Below are 18,416 nucleotides of genomic sequence, written 5' to 3' on the forward strand. Positions count from 1 at the left end.
TTAGATATCGCTAGCTAAAAGCGGTCACCGTGATGGAATAAGCGTGAAGAAATAGTGAAAACAGATAAACAAAAGAAGCAGTGAAAAAGTTAGGCAATACATAAAGTTAAACTTTTCTTTCGCCCAATAAAAAACGCCCCAGTCAAATACTGACTGGGGCGGCTGAATCAGCCTAATCCAATAACGTGAAACAAAAGGTCTGAAAGATAGAACATCTTACCTCTGTACCCTACGTCGATTAATGTACAACAATTGGTCAGAAATGGAAACTGTTTTTGTAATTTTTTTTCAGGTATGTTTCATTAAGCTACATAAAATATTTGTTTTCGCTATCTTTTTTAAGAACAAAAAAAAGCCAGCGTTTGTGCGCTGGCTCATGAAAATCAGTCATTATTGAGTAAAAAGTGTCTAATGAGCCTGATCCCAGTTTTCTCCATGCCCTGCTTCAGCGATCAAAGGCACATCTAACTGCGCTGCAGACTCCATCAATTCTTGTACTTTTGTTTCAATTTCGGCTAAAGCTGACTCTTGAACTTCAAATACCAGTTCATCGTGTACTTGCATCAGTAATTTAACGCGGCCGTCGCCTTCTTTTTGAATCCATTCATCAACAAGCAACATCGCTTTCTTAATAATGTCGGCCGCCGTTCCCTGCATGGGTGCGTTGATAGCCGCACGCTCTGCCGCTTTACGACGCATGCCATTACGTGATTTGATTTCAGGAAGGTGTAAACGACGACCAAAAATCGTTTCAACGTACCCTTGCTCAGCTGCCGCACTGCGGGTGTCTTCCATGTACTGCATGACACCAGGATAACGTTCAAAGTACTTGTTCATGTAGTCTTGTGCTTCACCACGTGGAATGCCCAATTGTTTGGCTAAGCCAAACGCACTCATGCCGTAAATCAGACCAAAGTTCACCGCTTTCGCACGACGTCGCTGCTCAGCACTCACCTGTTCGATGCTAACACCCATGATTTCAGCCGCTGTTGCAGCATGGATATCTTTACCTTGTTGGAAAGCTTCTAATAGCGCTTTATCCCCAGACAAGTGCGCCATAATACGCAGTTCAATCTGAGAGTAATCGACAGCCATAATTTTATAGCCATGCGGAGCAATAAATGCCTGACGAATACGGCGGCCTTCTTCATTACGAATTGGAATATTTTGTAAGTTTGGATCAGTAGAAGACAAACGACCTGTTGCAGTGACTGCTTGGTGGTAAGAGGTATGTACTCGACCCGTTTCTGGGTTGATCATTTTAGGCAGCTTATCAGTATAGGTTGATTTCAGCTTTGCCAAGCCACGGTATTCCAGAATGCGTTTCGGTAGCGGGTAATCCAATGCCAGCTCTTGCAGCACTTCTTCATTGGTCGAAGGAGTACCTGAAGGGGTTTTCTTGATCACTGGCAGTCCCATTTTTTCAAATAGGAGCGCTTGCAGCTGCTTTGGTGAATTCATATTGAACTCTTGCTCAGCGATCTCAAACGCTTCTTTCTCGAGCTCATCGAGTCGTTGGGCGATCTCTTGCGACTGCGCCGCCAGCTTCATGTCATCAATCAACACCCCAGTACGCTCAATGCGTGACAGCACTGGCACTAATGGAACTTCGATATCTTGATAGATCGCCTTAAGCTTTTCATCTTGTTCTAAGTTAGCAAACAAACGGTGATGCAGGCGCAATGTCACATCGGCATCTTCCGCCGCATATGGCGATGCTTCATCCAGCTCAATTTGGTTAAAGATCAGTTGGTTCTTACCTTTACCGGCGATCTGCTCAAAAGAGATGCAGCTGTGTTGCAAGAAACGCAGTGCCAAGCTGTCCATGTCGTGCTTGCCACCAACACTGTTATAGACGTAAGAAGCCAGCATGGTGTCATGCTTAATACCCTTCATTTCAATGCCGTAACGCGCTAACACACTGGCATCGTATTTGAGGTTTTGACCGACTTTAGCCTGAGCATCATCTTCAAGAATCGGCTTGAGTTGCTCAAGCACCCAGTCACGGTCAAGTTGTTCTGGAGCATCTAAGTAGTCGTGCGCCACTGGCACATAAGCTGCCACACCTTCTTCTGTTGCAAATGACAAGCCCACTAAATTGGCAACCATATAATCAAGACTGTCAGTTTCTGTATCAAAGGCGAAGACTTCTGCGGTTTTTAGCTTCTCTAGCCACGCGTTAAAGCTCGCTTCATCCAGAATAGTTTCATACTTACTGCGATCGATAGTCACTGCTGAAGTGTCCATATCTGCGCCACTTGATGCTTTCGCAGCACCCGTTGCAGCGCCCGATTTTTCATCCGCCTCTACTACGCCGTTACCGCCATCTAATAGCTCATTGAGCCATGACTTGAACACTAACTGACCGTAAAGTTTAATCAGTTCGTCTTTGTTTGGTTCCGCTTTTAGTAGGGATTCTGGTGTTTCTTCGAGTTCAACATCAAGCTTAATGGTCGCCAGTTCATAGGACAGCTGTGCATTTTCTTTATGTTCGATCAGCTTCTTCGCCATGGTTTTCGAACCACGGAAACCAAGCGGTGCAATATCATCGAGGTTGTCATACAGCTTATCCAGACCACCAATCCCTTGTAATAAAGCGGTTGCGGTCTTGTCACCAACGCCAGGGACACCAGGGATGTTATCCACTTTATCGCCCATCAGTGCCAAGTAATCGATGATCAGTTCTGGTGGGATACCAAACTTTTCAATCACCCCTTCACGATCCAACACCACATTGGTCATGGTGTTGATCAGTGTGACATTTTCGTCCACCAGCTGAGCCATATCTTTATCACCCGTACTGATAAGAACAGGTATGCCTGCTTGTGACGCTTGATGTGCAAGTGTCCCGATCACATCATCGGCTTCAACGCCTGCAATGGAAATCAAAGGTAGCCCCATTGCACGGATAACGTTGTGTAATGGTTCAATCTGGCAACGCAGATCGTCTGGCATCGGTGGACGATTGGCTTTGTATTCCGGATACATATCATCACGGAACGTCTTTCCTTTGGCATCAAACACGACAGCAATACGGTCAGACGAAAACTGACGCATCATGCTACGCAGCATGTTTACCACACCATAGACAGCGTTGGTCGGAATGTCGCCGTTACTCATGGTGCCTGGGTAAGCGTGAAATGCACGATAAAGGTAAGACGATCCATCAATCAGGATCAGAGGATTATCTGGAATGCGAGCCATAGTCTTTCATTGTCCAAAGCAAATGCAAAAATAGGTGCTTAGCATGCCACGTCTAGCAAAGTGATGCCATGTTAATGCGTGAATACACCCACACAGTTGCAATATCGTGTCTATACTATTTAAGTTTTGACTCATTCCTCCTGATTCATATGCCTTCCACAGCCGCCTAGTCGTCTGTGGATAACTCTGTTTATAGTTTTTATCCACTGGTTATACAAAAGGTAGAAAACCATTAAATATTGGACATAAGCACTTGATTAAAAAGAGGATAAACAAAGATCGATCATTGATGGCGAGATCTTTTAACGATCTTCTATTGTGGAAAAGACTATTGGTGTCCTTTTGTGCAACCGGGTGTTTGCGCAAACGATCAGGCATAAAAAAAGCGACATCGAATGATGTCGCCTAGCAAAAAGGGGTCAAAGCTAATTCTGGTGAATATTCTGCTTTGCCATAAAGCTATAAATTACACTGGAAGCAATGTGAGCAATGTCGTGTCAAAAAGAATTCGTGCAAGTTCTTCGAGTAATGTTTCATGACCTGTCAACACTGAAGTTAAGCGGTTAATCAACGTCCCTGTGAACTTTACTCATTCCCTAAGACGAGATTAATAGTAATCATTCTCATTTAGCTCGTCAACACCTAAATGAGAAAAAATCTCATTTATTTTTTTCATCAGCTTAAAGTTGCTTCACAAAATGAATGCGAGATTCTAGCAATGGTTCCTTTTCTTCAAATTTTTCAATAAGATAAGAGTTTCTCAACAATAATCTAAGCATTGCTGGAAATTGATTGCGCGATTTCACTTTTACGGCTTGATAGCCTTGCTTACGCAAGCTACTTTCTTGTTCATCCAGCAGCAACTGCGCAATGCCTTTATTTCTTGCAGCCGGAGCAACGCCACCAAACCAGCTGTAGAACGTCTCTTCATCCAATTGGTAGCCGATCTTAAAACCCAGTAGCTGCCCCTGCTCTTCTGCTACCAAAACAAGGTGTGTCTTGCCATCAAGACGCGCTTGCAAGCTTGCTACGGTTTCTTTCCTTACAAACTCATCCACTTGTTCAACTACAGCAACACACTCTTCCAGCGTACCGATACGACAGGTAATACTCATCACTCTCTACCTCAAATAAAAAGGCCAGCGCGATGCTAGCCTTTATACGTAGTCTTTACACTTTAAGCATCATCATTTAAGAATTGAGCTGCTTGCGCATTTTCTTCTGCTAACCACTCAGCCACATCTTTAGCAAAGTAGGTCAGAATGCCATCTGCCCCTGCGCGTTTGAAACACAGTAAGGACTCCAACACCGTTGCACGCTCTTGTAACCAGCCATTCGCAAAGGCAGCCTTATGCATCGCATATTCACCTGACACCTGATAAGCAAAAGTTGGTACTTGAAGTTCAGATTTTACACGGCGAACGACGTCAAGGTATGGCATGCCCGGTTTGACCATCACCATATCTGCGCCTTCATTCACGTCCATTGCCACTTCATGTATGGCTTCATCGCTATTGGCCGGATCCATCTGATAGTTCTTTTTGTTGCCGCCTTTTAGGTTTGAAGCAGATCCGACAGCATCACGGAATGGGCCGTAGTAGCATGAAGCATACTTGGCTGAATACGCCATGATTTGTGTATTAATGTGCCCTGCTTCTTCCAGCGCTTGGCGAATGGCACCAATTCGGCCATCCATCATGTCGGATGGTGCCACTACATCTGCGCCCGCTTCAGCATGAGAAAGCGCCTGTTTGATCAACACTTCAGTGGTTTCATCATTCAGTACGTAACCTTCGTCATCGATGATGCCGTCTTGGCCATGTGTGGTAAACGGGTCAAGAGCAACATCGGTGATCACACCCATTTGTGGCACATGCTCTTTCAATGCTCGAACGGCACGTTGCACCAAACCTTCTGGGTTATACGCTTCTGCAGCACAAAGGCTTTTTGCGTCTTGGTTCACCACAGGGAACAGAGCAATCGCAGGCACACCTAAGTTGGCTAGGTACTGCGCTTCTTCCAACATCAGATCAATAGACAGACGTTCAATACCCGGCATTGACTCCACCTGCTCACGACGGTCCTTACCCATTAAAATAAACATCGGGTAAATCAAGTCATTCACTGAAAGCTGGTTTTCTGCCATCAGACGGCGACTAAAATCATGTTTGCGCAGACGACGCATACGGCGACCTGGGAATTGGCCTTGAATGGAAACTGACACTCTATTCTCCTTCATCTGGTGAAAGTGCTGGCGAAATCATATCACTCTCGTTTCGAGACGCTAGCGGCAATCGAACAAAATCCAAAAAATGACCTCATGCTCACACTGCCGTATACTCATGTTCCAACACACGTTAGCAAGGAACCACCATGATCGATACCCACGCCCATATATACGCCACAGAGTTTGATAACGATCGCGACGACGTCGTGCAACGTGCGCTAGAACAAGGTGTGGATACCATTCTGTTACCAAACATCGATCTGGACTCCATTGAACCTATGCTCACGACTGAGGCGCGTTATCCAACAATATGCCGCTCTATGATGGGCTTGCACCCTTGCTACGTCGATGCCAACGTAAAACAAACCTTAGCGACTATTCATAGCTGGTTTGAGAAACACAATTTCATCGCAGTCGGAGAAATTGGCATTGATTTGTATTGGGATAAGACATTTCGCGCTGAACAGGAGATGGCGTTTGTCACTCAGCTTAATTGGGCAAAAGAAATGAAGCTCCCTGTGGTGATCCACACGCGGGATTCAATTAAAGAAACCCTGGCTTTACTCAAGCAAGAGCAGGACGGTTCACTCGCCGGGGTATTTCACTGCTTCGGCGGCAGCATTGAAGAAGCAAAAGCAATTAATGACTTAGGTTTTCACTTAGGGCTTGGCGGAGTGTCCACTTTTAAAAATGGCGGTATGGACAAAGTGATCCCACACCTGGATATGGACTATGTCATCTTAGAAACGGATTGCCCTTATCTTGCGCCAGTGCCCCATCGAGGCAAACGCAACGAGCCAGCTTACACCCAATTAGTGGCACAGCGCGTTGCTGAACTGCGTGATCTCACAACGTCAGAAGTGGATAACCTCACGACCAATAACGCGAAACGCTTATTCCAGCTCTAACTAACAGACACAAAAAAAGGTTGGCTCAAGCCAACCTTTTTTAATCCATTTTTATTACTCTTCCGCTTCGGTTTCTTCTTCCTCTTTGCGAACATAGAAACGCGCAAAGAACAGACCAACCTCAAACAGCAAACACATTGGTATGGCGAGTAAGGTTTGGGAAATCATATCCGGAGGCGTGAGTAACATGCCGACAATAAACGCAATCACCACAATATAAGGGCGCTTTTCTCGCAGGCTTTGCGGATCTGTTGCTCCTGTCCAACACAACAAAATGATCGCCACCGGCACTTCAAATGCGATACCAAATGCAAGGAACAGAGCCAACACAAAATCGAGATAGCTCGAAATGTCCGTTGCGAATTCCACACCACCTAGTGAAATCGCGGTAAAGAAACCAAATACCAGCGGAAACACCACGAAATAAGCAAAGGCGACACCACAGTAAAACAGCAGCGAACTGGAAAACATCAATGGCATGATCAGCTTGCGCTCGTGCTTATACAGCCCCGGAGCCACAAATGCCCACACCTGATATAGGATCATCGGAACGGCGACAAACACCGACGCAATCAGAGTTAGTTTTAACGGGGTAAAGAAAGGCGATGCGACATCTGTCGCGATCATGGTTGCCCCTTCTGGCAACCTCTCTACTAGTGGTTTCGAGACAAACTCATAGATGTCGTTGGAAAAATAAATCAAACCAACAAACACCACAAGCACCGCTAGTAGCGCTTTTAACAGTCGATTACGTAATTCTAATAAATGACTGATTAAAGGTTGTGTCTGCTCTACAGAAGACATATCAAACCTCGTAATGCATAGATCAACAGGAGCCGCATGTTAATGCAGCTCCTATACAGGGAGAGACTATTCGGCTTTCTTATCTGCCACAGACTCAGAAGGTTGCGCTGTCGAGATAGACTCAACGTTATCTTGCTTTGGCTCAACCGGCTTAGGCGTCTCTTCAGGCTTACTTTCGTAAGGACGCTGTACATCCTGAGCTGCCTGCTTAAGCTGTTCAACGGAAGACTTCAACTCTGGAGACAGATCTTCCATCCCCATTTTTTCCGCCTTGCGCAGATTTTCCTGTAGTTCCTGAACCTTAAGCTCATGTGAAATTTCATCTTTCACATTATTTGCCATGCTTTTAGCTGCACTGACAAATCGAGACACGCTGCGAATTGCATGAGGCAAACGCTCCGGCCCAAGAACCACCAGCCCAACGACAGATATTAATACCAGTTCCCAAAAACCGATATCAAACACGTGTTACGCCTGCTCTTTGTCTTTCTTAGTTTCAGCAGTCGCTTCTGTTTTCTGCTGCTCTAGATTTTTTGGTTCGAAATCTGCATCTTTTTCATCTTTCTTTGACGCATCTTCATCGTTCATCGCTTTCTTGAAGCCTTTGACTGCACTACCTAGATCGCCACCAATGTTGCGAAGTTTCTTTGTACCAAACAGCAGAACGACAATGACAGCAATGATCAAAAGTTGCCAAATACTAATACCACCCATTCTTTTTACCTCGGGTCTTATTAAACAAATTATCTAAAGAGTTTAACGTCTAACGACGATAAGCTCGCCAACTAAACAGCCAAAATGTGACACCACCTGCGGCACTCAACAATGACAGCTGCTCATAAGCGTTATTCACCAGTATGGCCGAGCATACGACCAATGTGGCGCCAACGCCAAATAAAAATCTTCCGGTCGCCTGCTGACGCTTGCTAGCACGGTAACCTTGATAAAGCTGATCAATACGTTGATTCATCGCTTTACCCTGCCTTAAGCTGTCATAAAGCAGCTCCGGTAGTTCTGGCAATTTTTCAGCCCAGAATGGCGCACGGTCTTTCACCGCATTAATCACCGCCTGCGGCCCGACCTGATTCATCATCCACGTTTCTAGGAATGGTTTCGCCGTTGCCCATAAGTCCAATTGTGGGTAAAGCTGACGCCCTAAACCTTCCACGTACAACAAGGTTTTTTGCAACAAGACCAGCTGAGGTTGCACTTCCATATGGAAACGTCTTGCGGTGTTGAACAAGTTCAGTAATACATGACCAAACGAAATTTCACACAGCGGTTTGGCGAATATTGGTTCACACACAATACGAATGGCGAATTCAAATTCATCAATATTGGTTTCACGTGGAACCCAACCAGATTCAACATGCAATTCTGCCACACGACGATAATCACGATTGAAAAAAGCAAGAAAGTTTTCCGCTAAATAACGCTTGTCTTCGTTGTTCAACGTACCAACAATGCCACAATCGAGACCAATCCACTGAGGGTTCTCTGGATGCTCAGGCTTTACAAACACATTCCCCGGATGCATGTCCGCATGGAAAAAACTGTCACGGAACACCTGAGTAAAGAACACGCTAACACCACGTTCAGCAAGAAGCTTCATGTTGGTGCCGTTGGCCTTTAGGCCTTCAATGTCCGATACCTGGATACCGTATATTCGCTCAGAAACCATGACAGTTTCATTACTGAAGTCAGTAATAACTTCAGGAACGTACAATTCTTCACTGCCTTCAAAGTTGCGGCGCAGCTGAATTGCATTGGCAGCCTCACGACGTAAATCCAGTTCATCTAGCAGTGTTTTTTCGTATTCACGCACCACTTCAACGGGTTTTAAACGACGTGCTTCAGGCAACGCTTTGGCGACTATACGCGCCATGCGATACATCAGTTTTAGATCTGCATCAATGACCGGGCGAATATCTGGCCGAATGACCTTTAATACCACTTCTTGGTTAGTCTCTTTCAGCCTTGCCGTATGCACCTGCGCAATGGAAGCCGAGGCGAGTGGTACACTATCGAAATCCACAAACCACTGGTCTAAATTGCCACCTAATGCGATTTCTATTTGCTCACGAGCCAGTTCACCGTCAAAAGAAGAGACTTGATCTTGCAGCATTGCCAATGGGTCAGCGATATGCGGAGGAAATAAATCACGGCGCGTCGACATCATCTGACCAAACTTAATCCACACCGGGCCTAACTCTTGTAAAGCCAGACGTAGACGCTCACCCAGTGGTTTCTCTGGATGCTTATTCTTAATCCAGAATAGTGACTTACGAGCCAGCAATGGCGCTTTAGTCAATTGATGCTCACTCGGCAACAACTCATCCAGCCCATATTCAAGCTGAACTTTGATAATGTGATAGAGACGCTTTAACTCAGTTGGGGTCATGCTTTCTCCAGCAGGCGTTGCAACTGTGCTTCAATGCGTGCCGCCTGGCTTTTCACTTCATCCACTTGATCACAGAAGTACGCGACTTCAAGTGGTGCTGGTGCCAGTTTCCACTCTTCAGTGATCACTTGTGCTAAGTGGTTCTGGTGTTTGATAAAACGTGATTTAGCGAACTGCCCCACATTGTTAACACCTTGGACCAAGGTATGTGCGACGACATCACCCGTTAGACGCGATAACCACTCTTCAATATCGGGCTTGCAATCGGTCATGAGTTGCGAGAATTTTTGCGCCAGTTGAATATCGCCTTCCAGCACCACTTTGTCTTGTTTGATCAGTTTGGTGATGTTGGATTGATCACGTAACTCTGGCAACACAGACAAGTTCAGTGACAAATAGCAGTCAGGCTCACCTTCATAATTCGCCAGCACATCAATTTGCTGACTGAAGATAAAGGTCAGAGTTTTATCCACTTCTTTGAGATGAATTTGGATCACCTGACCTTTTAGGCGAGACAAACGACGACCCAATTCAGGGTCGTCTTTGATCAAGGTATTCAATGTTGTTTCAATAACCGCGGTGACAAGAGGTTCAAAAGGCATGACGTTTCCTTAGAATTTGTAACCACGGTGCAATGCAACAATGCCACCTGTTAGGTTGTAGTAGCTGGTCTGTTCAAAGCCAGCTTCATCCATCATCCCTTTCAAGGTTTCTTGATCCGGGTGCATACGGATAGATTCAGCAAGGTAACGGTAACTTTCCGCATCATTTGCCACCAACTCACCCATTTTTGGCAATAGGTGGAATGAGTACGCGTCATATACTTTGGACAGAGGATCTAGAATCGGCTTGGAGAATTCAAGTACCAACAGGCGACCGCCTGGCTTGAGTACGCGATACATCGAACGCAGCGCTTTGTCTTTGTCGGTCACGTTACGAAGACAAAAACTGATAGTAATCGCATCAAAGTAATCATCCGGGAAAGGCAGCTCTTCAGCGTTCGCCTGCACATAATGGACGTTACCGACAATCCCCGTATCGCGCAGCTTATCTCGACCAACGTTTAGCATCGAATTATTGATATCAGCCAAAATGACATGGCCTTTATCACCGACGATACGAGAGAACTTTGCTGTCAAATCACCAGTACCGCCACCTAAGTCTAAAATGCGCTGTCCCGGACGTGCACCACTGCAATCAATGGTAAAACGCTTCCAAAGTCGATGAATACCGCCAGACATTAGGTCATTCATAATGTCGTATTTCGCAGCGACTGAGTGAAATACCTCAGCAACTTTTGCGACTTTTTCGTCTTTCGCTACGGTTGTAAAACCAAAATGTGTCGTTTCGTTATGCTCTGCTGCGTTGATTGATTGCACGCTTGTTTCCGTCATGTTGATTCCTCTTCGAGCAGTATGGTCACTAAATTCGATATACAATGATACGACCCAGATACTGCGGGCGATTAGTTTACTTTATCCGCAGAGCGATGTCTTTCTCAAGCTCTTAATTATCCATCAAACTTCGTTACGATTGTGCAACCAAATGGTGCAGATAAAAAAACGTTACCCAAACACAGTTGGATAACGTTTTTATTCGTCAATTAAAGAACGATGTTATACGTCTGACTCTAACATTGTCTGCGTTGCTTCAGCGTCACCGCTTTGCGCCAATTCAGCCAAATTGGTCGAGATTGGGCGCTTCACTTCTACACCAAGTTGCTTAAAACTTTCCGCTTGGCGGATAACATTGCCTCGGCCTGTTGCCAGTTTATTCATCGCACCCTGATAGTTTTGATTGGCACGATCAAGTGCTCCACCCAAGCTTTCCATATCATCCACAAACAAACGTAACTTGTCATACAGTTTACTTGCACGCTCAGCGATGATCTGCGCATTCTGGTTTTGTCGCTCATTGCGCCATAAATTGTCGATGGTACGCAGCGCCACCAGTAATGTCGTCGGGCTGACTAAAATGATGTTTTGCTCCATTGCCTCTTTCACTAGACTTGGATCTGCTTGAATCGCCACCTGAAATGCAGGCTCTACCGGAATAAACATCAAGACATAATCGAGACTCTGAATGCCTTTAAGTTGGTGGTAATCTTTTTGACTTAATCCTTTAATATGTGCCCTTAACGCAAGTAAGTGCTCACTTAATGCTTGCTCTCGTTCTCTGTCATTTTCAGCATTAAAGTAGCGCTCATAAGCAACGAGCGCCATTTTTGAGTCCACCACCACCTGTTTGTTTTGCGGTAGATGTACGATCACATCTGGCTGATATCGTTTACCGGCTTCATTTTGCAAACTCACTTGGGTTTGATATTCATGCCCTTCACGCAACCCTGATTCCGCAAGCACACGGGCCAGAACCACTTCGCCCCAGTTGCCTTGCTGTTTGTTATCCCCTTTGAGCGCCAGAGTCAGATTTACCGCTTCTTGTGTCATCTGCTCATTCAGCCGTTGCAGGTTTTTCAGCTCATGAACTAAGGTGTGGCGCTCTTTAGCTTCCTGACTGAAGCTGTCGTTTACTTGTTTTTTAAACCCTTCCAACTGCATTTTTAGCGGCCCAAGTAACCCTTCTAAACTTTGGCGGTTTTGTTGATCCACTTTGGCGGTTTTGGTTTCAAATAACTGGTTAGCAAGATGTTCAAATTGCTGTTTGAGTCGCACCTCTGCATGTTCCAACAATTGCAGCTTTTCTTCACTCGATTGAAGCTGCTGCTCATGACGTGCTTCTTGTTCGCGCAGCTGTGCTTCTAACTGAGATTTCTGCTCACGCACCCGCTCTAAGTCTTGAGCATATTGTTGTCGCTCCTGTTTCACGGCTTCGAAATAACGCAGTTTTTCCATAACAGCCATTAACTTACCGTGCGATTGTTTAAGCTCATAGGCGGCTTTATCACGTTCGCTATCGAGCTCATCCAGTTCTTGCTGCGCATCATTGAGTTCACGTTGCAGTTGATCTGTCTGTGTTTGATGCAGTTGTTGTTCAGCGTGTATTTGCTGCTCAAGTAACTGACTTTGTAGCAGCATTTTCTGCTTCATCCACCAGCTTGCACCGATGGCACTCACAATCGCCCCACTTAACGCAGAAAAAATGATGCCCTGATGCTCGATAATCCATTGCATGATAACGGTTTAACCTGTTTTTAAGACTTACATTTAATGGTATTTCGATACTGGATAAATGTCCAGTTTGTCGCACATTTGATCAACAGATAGACTAAGCGCTGCACACCTATTTGTTATTACATACAGCCACTTTAGCCATTCTGCGCAACTCAGTGCTGTCACAAGGAAATATCATGAATGAGCGCCGTGCTTTAGGATTCGGCCTAGCCGCAGTCCTGCTTTGGTCAACCGTCGCGACCGCTTTTAAACTCACATTGGCAGAATTCACGCCAATTCAAATGCTCACTGTCGCCAGTTTGGTTTCTGCACTGGTTTTGAGTCTGATATGTGGCGTACAAGGTAAGCTGTCGCAGCTTGCTAGCACATTTCTTTCCAACCCTTGGTATTACCTATTACTTGGTTTAATCAACCCGCTTGCTTACTACCTTATTTTGTTCAAGGCCTACGATCTCTTGCCGGCTTCCCAAGCACAAGCGATTAACTACAGTTGGGCAATTACCCTGACGCTGATGGCTGCTGTATTTCTTGGTCAAAAGATCCGTAAACAAGATTGGGTGGCTTGCTCATTAAGTTATTTTGGCGTGGTGGTGATCGCGACCAAAGGCGACATTCTTGGCCTGCAATTTGATAGCCCTACCGGTGTCGCTCTTGCTCTCTTGTCTACCCTGCTTTGGGCCGGCTATTGGATTCTTAACACCAAAAACAAAGCCGATCCCATTGTCGGTGTGTTATTAGGTTTTCTGGTTGCGCTGCCTTTTGCATTTGGCCTCGCACTGTATGAGGGAGCTCCTTGGCAACAGATCACCAACAAAGGCTGGCTAGCCGTTACTTATGTTGGCTTATTTGAGATGGGCGTAACCTTTGTATTGTGGCTATCGGCACTCAAAGCGACTCAAAATACGGCACGTATCAGTAACTTAATCTTCGCCTCGCCATTTATTTCACTCATCTTGCTGGCCACCATTATTGGTGAGAAAATCCACCCTACAACTTTAGTTGGCCTAGTTTTAATCATTGCAGGCCTTGTGATCCAGCAGATCAAATTTGGCAAAAAAGATCTTAATAAACAAAGCGTTTAACATATTCAGAACAATTGATAAGCCAGCTCACTGCCTTGTCCCCGAACTTCATCAATGATGCTGTCCAGTTCAGGGGCGAGTTGCAGTGCTTTGGCTGCAGGCTGTTCTTTGAGGTAACGCTGCTTTTCTTCACTGCTTAACATATAGTCCCAGCGCCGATGGATATCTCGCGCTAAATACAGCACACAAGCTAACCGTTTTGAGTCCACGGCCTTTCCCGGATGATTGATATTGGCAATCGCATCCACCATCTCCGCAGGAAATTTCCAAGTTTCAGCCAATACCGCCCCGAGTTGCTGCGCATCGGTAGCCAGTAATTCGCGCTGCACTTTCGTTGGGTCTTCTCCTGCCTCAATCCGATCAGTCATTTCCTGCGCTTTATCAGGCACTAAAGAATGGATCATCAACTCACCAATGTTGTGCAGCACCCCTGTGGTAAAGGTTTCATTCGGATCAAGTTTTACGTGTTTGGCAATCACACTGGCAATGGTGGCAATTTCGAAAGTATTGGCCCAGTAATCTTTTACATTTAAGGTTTCCAGCTTAGGAAAAGTGGTGGCTAAAATGGATGAGGAAACCAAGGTACGGATCGCCCCTGCACCCACTCGTACAATCGCATCATTGATGTTGGATACGCCTTTTACCCCGCCAAATTGTGCGGAATTTGCCATCCTTAACACCCGTGCTGACAACACTTGATCCATCGACATTTTGCGTGCTAACTCACCGAAATCAATGGTTTCTCGGTTCACCATTTCTAACAGCTCTTGTAATACGCTTTCTATTCTTGGTAGCTCATTAATCCGTGAAATCAGCACTTCATAGCTCATACAGCACTCCTAAAACTCAATCCGTCCACCTTTAATATAGGACAGAAATTCACCGAAAGAGCGACTGAACTGGCGCCATTTTTATCCCTAGGAGAGATGCTTTTGCTTTAACCATTTTCGCGGTGCAATCCCCGTAACCTTGCGAAATGCCCGAGAAAAACCCGAATAACTGTCGTATCCCACTTCATCTGCGACCCAATTTAATGGTTTTTTCTGCATCAACATGGATTGGGCAACAGTGATACGCCATTTCTGGCTGTAGTCTCCGGGAGTTTCTCCAACCGTCAGTTTAAAGCTGTCCATGAAATGGGTACGAGACATCAATGCTATCTCGGCTAGCTCCTCAATCGTATGTGCTTGCGGGGGCAACTGATGGATAGCGGCCATCACGTTTGCGAGCCTTGGATGGGCAAGCCCAGCAAACAATCCATTTGAGATCTGTTGTTGTTCGATCAGGTAGCGAAAGATCAATGCCATCATGGCATCACTTAACTTATCCATCAAAAATTGGCTCCCTGCCGCCTGTTCTCCTGACTCATAAAACAGCACATCTATCACAGGCAAAAAGCTTGGTGCGGCGCTTAACGGGATCACAATGACGGATGGCAGCGCTGACAACAATGGATTCACTTGCCCGGTACGATATTCAACCGTAGCACACACCAGTTGAGCTCCTTTACCTAGCCCTTCAATCACATGTGGATTCGCTTTGGGTAAATAGATCACACATGGCTTATCGATAGTCAGCTGTTTGGAGTGAGCATCGCGCAAAGTTAGTTGGCCGGATTTTAGAATATGAAGGTGCCCTTTTTTGGTGACCTTATCTTCCTTTATCGATGACACCCCACAAAGGTGACCGGAGTAAAACACACCAGCCCGGATTGAGAAGTGCTCAATCAGTTGTGACAGCAAGTCCATGTTTGATCCTCGTACTATTGGCACAGTTTAGTGTTTTTTTGTCTCTCTACAGACCGGAGCAACGGCCTAAAGTACTTCACACAACGCGATAAACACCAACAAGGAGTTCCCATGACAAGCGTAAAATCGACAACAAAAAAACTCACTCTGATGGCTGCGGTACTGGGTGCCTCGTTTTCAGCAATGGCCGCCGATATTGATATGAGTGTTGACCAAAATGACTTAGCGATTCAAGGCTATGATCCAGTGGCGTACTTCACTGAGCAAGGTGCCGTCAAAGGTAATCCTGAGTTTTCGGCCACCTATAAGAATGCCATCTACCACTTCACCAGCAGCAAAAACCGTGATGATTTTCGTGCTAATCCTGAAGCATTTGCGCCTCAATACGGGGGGTACTGCGCATTCGGTGTTGCCATGGGTAAGAAGTTTGCAACCGATCCAGAAGCATGGAAGGTTGAAGATGGCAAACTCTATCTGAATTTGGATAAATCGGTGCAGCAGCGCTGGTTAGAAAACACCAACGGCTTTATTCAAGATGCTGACGGTAATTGGCCACAAATCAAGACGGTTGCAGCCGATAAACTGTAATGATGTTTCGCATCCTCTTGTTCTCCCTTCTTAAGGGGATGCGACTTTTTACTGCCTAAACCCACTGGCCGGCAACAAAGCCCGAACTCCAGCACCATTGGAAGTTATATCCTCCGAGCCAGCCAGTGACATCCATCACCTCACCAATAAAGTACAGGCCTTTGATGTTTTTGCATTCCATGGTTTTGGACGATAAGTGATCGGTATCCACACCACCAAGTGTTACCTCTGCGGTGCGATAGCCTTCTGTACCATTTGGAGCAATGGCCCACTGCTCTAATCGCTCAACAATTGCGGCTAATTCTTTGACATTGAACTGTTTTAACGGCTTATCTACGAGCTCTTTACGCTCAATCAGCACTTCAACCAAGCGCTTTGGTAGCACCTTAGCTAAGGTATTTTTAAGTGATTGATTAGGATGTTTTTCGCGGTTACGCTCTAATAGTTCGGCAATATCATCATTCGGTACCAAGTTAATCGTCACCTTCTGACCCGCTTTCCAGAACGAAGAAATTTGTAAAACAGAAGGACCGGATAAACCTCGGTGAGTAAACAGCAACGCTTCTTTGAATAATGTGCCATCTTGCGCGGTAATTTCGGCCGGAATCGCGATACCAGAAAGCTCGGAAAAGGCTTCTTTATCTTCTTTATGCAGTGTAAAAGGCACCAATCCAGCCGTCGTTGGCACCACAGGAATACCAAACTGCTCAGCGACTTTATAGCCAAATGGTGTAGCGCCTAGCTTAGGCATCGACAAGCCGCCCGTCGCCACAACCAAAGCATCACAAGAGATCTGTTTCGCGTTAACCTGCAGTAAAAAACCGGTTTCTGTTTGGCTGATTTGTTCTACATCTTGCTGATAACGCAGCGCTACATTTGGCACCGCGCACTCTGCCAGTAGCATTTTAACGATGTCTTTCGCCGTGTGGTCCGCAACGCAAAAGAGCTGACCATGATCGCGCTCTTCAAACTCGATTCCGTGCTTACTTACCATCGAGATAAAATCCCAGTTGGTGTACTGAGACAAAGCGGATTTCACAAAGTGAGGGTTACGGCATAAATAATTGTTAGCCGAGACATCATAATTGGTGAAGTTACATCGCCCGCCACCTGAGATAAGAATTTTGCGCCCCGGCTTTTTGGCATGATCCAGCACCAATACACGGCGACCACGCTTACCAGCTTCAGCTGCACACATCAGTCCTGCCGCACCTGCACCGATAATGATGACATCAAACTTCTCACTCATGATTTTCACTTTTTACTCTGGCAATAAAAAAGGATGTGCGATGGCACATCCTTGCAAAACGAGGCGCTATTTTAACGATCTTTTTATTGCTTGCCAATTCACCAGCTAGAGAAGAATGGCGGCAAACAGCGTGACAGCAATCAGCGCTGTACTCAGAATAAAGAGTTCACGGACCCTATCGCACTTCCCAGTAAACACCGGATCATGGTGATGATGGTATTCTTTGCTTTTTAGGTAGTGGTAAAGCCGAACTTGTTTGGTGACGTTACCATGCGTGGTGAAAAAACCGCGTCCATCCACTTGCTGATAAAGCAAAGGATGTGCTTCACGCATTATATAGATAAGAGAACGAAGTGCTGTGAGATACCTTGCCATGTTAACGGCCGTCACAAACATTAGCGCAAATAGAATGATGTCTGCATTGATCATCTTTTCCTCCCTACATCTTCTCAAATGCCCAGAGAAAAAGACGATCTATAAGAGATGTCTTTCGCTGAATGGATTATTCAGCGGGGGCATCCATGATAGAAGATGAACCTTCTTTTGCCAGTGCAGCTAGGTCTTTATCAATAAAGAATAGCGCTTTGCCATCTTCACCAACCAAGTCTAGCTTGTCTAAAATCCCTTTAAACAACTTCTCTTCTTCGTGCTGCTCAGCAACGTACCACTGCAAGAAGTTGAACGTTGAGTAGTCTTGAGATGTGAATGCAACGTGAGCAAGTTTGTTGATCTTGTCCGTGATCATCTGCTCATGTTCATACGTCTCTCTGAAAACTTCGCCCAGACTTTCGAATTCATGCTTCGGCGCATCAATTGCACCCAGAATTGGCATTGCACCGGTTTCACTGACATAAGTGAATAGTCGCTGCATGTGTTCCATTTCTTCCACTGCATGAGCACGTAAAAACTGTGCGGCTCCTTCAAAGCCTTTGTCTTCACACCAAGCACTCATTTGTAAGTATAGATTGGATGAGAAAAATTCGAGATTAATTTGCTCATTCAATTGTTCAACCATAGCTTGAGACAGCATGTACCACTCCTGATAAGTCCATGTATTTGTTTTCAATATATCAC

At 45.5% G+C, this 18,416-nt stretch carries 18 protein-coding genes; 3 read left to right on the forward strand and 15 right to left on the reverse strand.

Annotated elements, in window-relative coordinates:
• Positions 1-408: 408 nt before the first annotated feature.
• From polA to hemB, 3 genes are all read right to left on the reverse strand, one after another.
• The gene (gene polA / locus ACQEXS_RS18160) at positions 409-3,204 is read right to left on the reverse strand and encodes a DNA polymerase I (protein WP_427014760.1); all 2,796 of its coding nucleotides are present in this window, start codon (positions 3,202-3,204) and stop codon (positions 409-411) included.
• A 680-nt stretch (positions 3,205-3,884) separates the two neighbouring features.
• Positions 3,885-4,319, reverse strand: coding sequence for a GNAT family N-acetyltransferase (locus ACQEXS_RS18165; RefSeq protein WP_367987638.1), 435 nt, complete (start codon positions 4,317-4,319; stop codon positions 3,885-3,887).
• Between the two features lie 62 nt (positions 4,320-4,381).
• Positions 4,382-5,428, reverse strand: coding sequence for a porphobilinogen synthase (gene hemB / locus ACQEXS_RS18170; RefSeq protein WP_367987639.1), 1,047 nt, complete (start codon positions 5,426-5,428; stop codon positions 4,382-4,384).
• Between the two features lie 149 nt (positions 5,429-5,577).
• Between hemB and ACQEXS_RS18175 the strand changes: the two genes are divergently transcribed.
• Positions 5,578-6,339: a TatD family hydrolase gene (locus ACQEXS_RS18175; RefSeq protein WP_427014761.1), complete on the forward strand. Its 762-nt coding sequence runs from the start codon at positions 5,578-5,580 to the stop codon at positions 6,337-6,339.
• Between the two features lie 54 nt (positions 6,340-6,393).
• On the opposite strand, the gene tatC is transcribed toward ACQEXS_RS18175, so the two are convergent.
• From tatC to rmuC, 7 genes are all read right to left on the reverse strand, one after another.
• Positions 6,394-7,143 (reverse strand): twin-arginine translocase subunit TatC, encoded by a 750-nt coding sequence (gene tatC, locus ACQEXS_RS18180; RefSeq protein ID WP_367987641.1) that lies wholly within the window; start codon positions 7,141-7,143, stop codon positions 6,394-6,396.
• Between the two features lie 66 nt (positions 7,144-7,209).
• Positions 7,210-7,608, reverse strand: a complete 399-nt coding sequence (tatB, locus tag ACQEXS_RS18185; RefSeq protein WP_367987642.1) for a Sec-independent protein translocase protein TatB — start codon at positions 7,606-7,608, stop codon at positions 7,210-7,212.
• Positions 7,609-7,611: 3 nt separating this feature from the next.
• Positions 7,612-7,857: a Sec-independent protein translocase subunit TatA gene (gene tatA / locus ACQEXS_RS18190; RefSeq protein ID WP_367987643.1), complete on the reverse strand. Its 246-nt coding sequence runs from the start codon at positions 7,855-7,857 to the stop codon at positions 7,612-7,614.
• 49 nt (positions 7,858-7,906) lie between these two features.
• Positions 7,907-9,544 carry a ubiquinone biosynthesis regulatory protein kinase UbiB gene (gene ubiB / locus ACQEXS_RS18195; RefSeq protein ID WP_427014762.1) on the reverse strand — a complete coding sequence of 546 codons (1,638 nt, stop codon included), beginning with the start codon at positions 9,542-9,544 and terminating at the stop codon, positions 7,907-7,909.
• Positions 9,541-10,146 (reverse strand): ubiquinone biosynthesis accessory factor UbiJ, encoded by a 606-nt coding sequence (locus ACQEXS_RS18200; RefSeq protein ID WP_427014763.1) that lies wholly within the window; start codon positions 10,144-10,146, stop codon positions 9,541-9,543. The genes ubiB and ACQEXS_RS18200 overlap by 4 nt, the downstream gene beginning before the upstream one ends.
• 9 nt (positions 10,147-10,155) lie before the next feature.
• Positions 10,156-10,938, reverse strand: a complete 783-nt coding sequence (gene ubiE, locus ACQEXS_RS18205; RefSeq protein ID WP_427014764.1) for a bifunctional demethylmenaquinone methyltransferase/2-methoxy-6-polyprenyl-1,4-benzoquinol methylase UbiE — start codon at positions 10,936-10,938, stop codon at positions 10,156-10,158.
• 222 nt (positions 10,939-11,160) lie between these two features.
• Positions 11,161-12,675, reverse strand: a complete 1,515-nt coding sequence (gene rmuC, locus ACQEXS_RS18210; protein ID WP_427011929.1) for a DNA recombination protein RmuC — start codon at positions 12,673-12,675, stop codon at positions 11,161-11,163.
• A 176-nt stretch (positions 12,676-12,851) separates the two neighbouring features.
• Between rmuC and ACQEXS_RS18215 the strand changes: the two genes are divergently transcribed.
• Complete coding sequence (locus ACQEXS_RS18215; protein WP_427014765.1) at positions 12,852-13,757, forward strand: DMT family transporter; 906 nt, start codon at positions 12,852-12,854, stop codon at positions 13,755-13,757.
• A gap of 5 nt (positions 13,758-13,762) precedes the next feature.
• Here the strand turns inward: ACQEXS_RS18215 and ACQEXS_RS18220 are convergent, their stop codons facing one another.
• Both ACQEXS_RS18220 and ACQEXS_RS18225 read right to left on the reverse strand, forming a co-directional pair.
• Positions 13,763-14,587 (reverse strand): HDOD domain-containing protein, encoded by an 825-nt coding sequence (locus tag ACQEXS_RS18220; RefSeq protein WP_367987649.1) that lies wholly within the window; start codon positions 14,585-14,587, stop codon positions 13,763-13,765.
• Between the two features lie 87 nt (positions 14,588-14,674).
• A complete protein-coding gene (locus ACQEXS_RS18225; RefSeq protein WP_427014766.1) occupies positions 14,675-15,505 on the reverse strand; it encodes a cupin domain-containing protein in 831 nt (276 codons plus the stop codon).
• 111 nt (positions 15,506-15,616) lie between these two features.
• Between ACQEXS_RS18225 and ACQEXS_RS18230 the strand changes: the two genes are divergently transcribed.
• Positions 15,617-16,093: a YHS domain-containing (seleno)protein gene (locus ACQEXS_RS18230; RefSeq protein ID WP_367987651.1), complete on the forward strand. Its 477-nt coding sequence runs from the start codon at positions 15,617-15,619 to the stop codon at positions 16,091-16,093.
• A 55-nt stretch (positions 16,094-16,148) separates the two neighbouring features.
• Here ACQEXS_RS18230 and ACQEXS_RS18235 read toward each other — a convergent pair whose 3' ends face one another.
• The 3 genes from ACQEXS_RS18235 to ftnA all read right to left on the reverse strand — a co-directional run bounded on the left by ACQEXS_RS18235 (position 16,149) and on the right by ftnA (position 18,372).
• On the reverse strand, positions 16,149-17,342 hold the full coding sequence (locus ACQEXS_RS18235; protein WP_427014767.1) for an NAD(P)/FAD-dependent oxidoreductase: 1,194 nt from the start codon (positions 17,340-17,342) through the stop codon (positions 16,149-16,151).
• 105 nt (positions 17,343-17,447) lie between these two features.
• Positions 17,448-17,771, reverse strand: coding sequence for a universal stress protein UspB (gene uspB, locus ACQEXS_RS18240; RefSeq protein WP_367987653.1), 324 nt, complete (start codon positions 17,769-17,771; stop codon positions 17,448-17,450).
• Between the two features lie 73 nt (positions 17,772-17,844).
• Positions 17,845-18,372 carry a non-heme ferritin gene (gene ftnA, locus ACQEXS_RS18245; RefSeq protein WP_367987654.1) on the reverse strand — a complete coding sequence of 176 codons (528 nt, stop codon included), beginning with the start codon at positions 18,370-18,372 and terminating at the stop codon, positions 17,845-17,847.
• Positions 18,373-18,416: the final 44 nt, after the last annotated feature.

The organism is Vibrio sp. TRT 17S01, assembly GCF_050113695.1.
In the GTDB taxonomy this organism is placed as follows: domain Bacteria; phylum Pseudomonadota; class Gammaproteobacteria; order Enterobacterales; family Vibrionaceae; genus Vibrio.

What these genes read in the sequence shown, in the direction of transcription:
- uspB (WP_367987653.1), bottom strand. Translation starts at nt 17,771, where the DNA reads ATGATCAATGCAGACATCATTCTATTTGCGCTAATGTTTGTGACGGCC.
- rmuC (WP_427011929.1), bottom strand. Translation starts at nt 12,675, where the DNA reads ATGCAATGGATTATCGAGCATCAGGGCATCATTTTTTCTGCGTTAAGT.
- tatA (WP_367987643.1), bottom strand. Translation starts at nt 7,857, where the DNA reads ATGGGTGGTATTAGTATTTGGCAACTTTTGATCATTGCTGTCATTGTC.
- ftnA (WP_367987654.1), bottom strand. Translation starts at nt 18,372, where the DNA reads ATGCTGTCTCAAGCTATGGTTGAACAATTGAATGAGCAAATTAATCTC.
- ACQEXS_RS18225 (WP_427014766.1), bottom strand. Translation starts at nt 15,505, where the DNA reads ATGGACTTGCTGTCACAACTGATTGAGCACTTCTCAATCCGGGCTGGT.
- ACQEXS_RS18200 (WP_427014763.1), bottom strand. Translation starts at nt 10,146, where the DNA reads ATGCCTTTTGAACCTCTTGTCACCGCGGTTATTGAAACAACATTGAAT.
- tatC (WP_367987641.1), bottom strand. Translation starts at nt 7,143, where the DNA reads ATGTCTTCTGTAGAGCAGACACAACCTTTAATCAGTCATTTATTAGAA.
- ACQEXS_RS18235 (WP_427014767.1), bottom strand. Translation starts at nt 17,342, where the DNA reads ATGAGTGAGAAGTTTGATGTCATCATTATCGGTGCAGGTGCGGCAGGA.
- ubiB (WP_427014762.1), bottom strand. Translation starts at nt 9,544, where the DNA reads ATGACCCCAACTGAGTTAAAGCGTCTCTATCACATTATCAAAGTTCAG.
- ACQEXS_RS18175 (WP_427014761.1), top strand. Translation starts at nt 5,578, where the DNA reads ATGATCGATACCCACGCCCATATATACGCCACAGAGTTTGATAACGAT.
- polA (WP_427014760.1), bottom strand. Translation starts at nt 3,204, where the DNA reads ATGGCTCGCATTCCAGATAATCCTCTGATCCTGATTGATGGATCGTCT.
- ubiE (WP_427014764.1), bottom strand. Translation starts at nt 10,938, where the DNA reads ATGACGGAAACAAGCGTGCAATCAATCAACGCAGCAGAGCATAACGAA.
- ACQEXS_RS18165 (WP_367987638.1), bottom strand. Translation starts at nt 4,319, where the DNA reads ATGAGTATTACCTGTCGTATCGGTACGCTGGAAGAGTGTGTTGCTGTA.
- ACQEXS_RS18220 (WP_367987649.1), bottom strand. Translation starts at nt 14,587, where the DNA reads ATGAGCTATGAAGTGCTGATTTCACGGATTAATGAGCTACCAAGAATA.
- ACQEXS_RS18230 (WP_367987651.1), top strand. Translation starts at nt 15,617, where the DNA reads ATGACAAGCGTAAAATCGACAACAAAAAAACTCACTCTGATGGCTGCG.
- ACQEXS_RS18215 (WP_427014765.1), top strand. Translation starts at nt 12,852, where the DNA reads ATGAATGAGCGCCGTGCTTTAGGATTCGGCCTAGCCGCAGTCCTGCTT.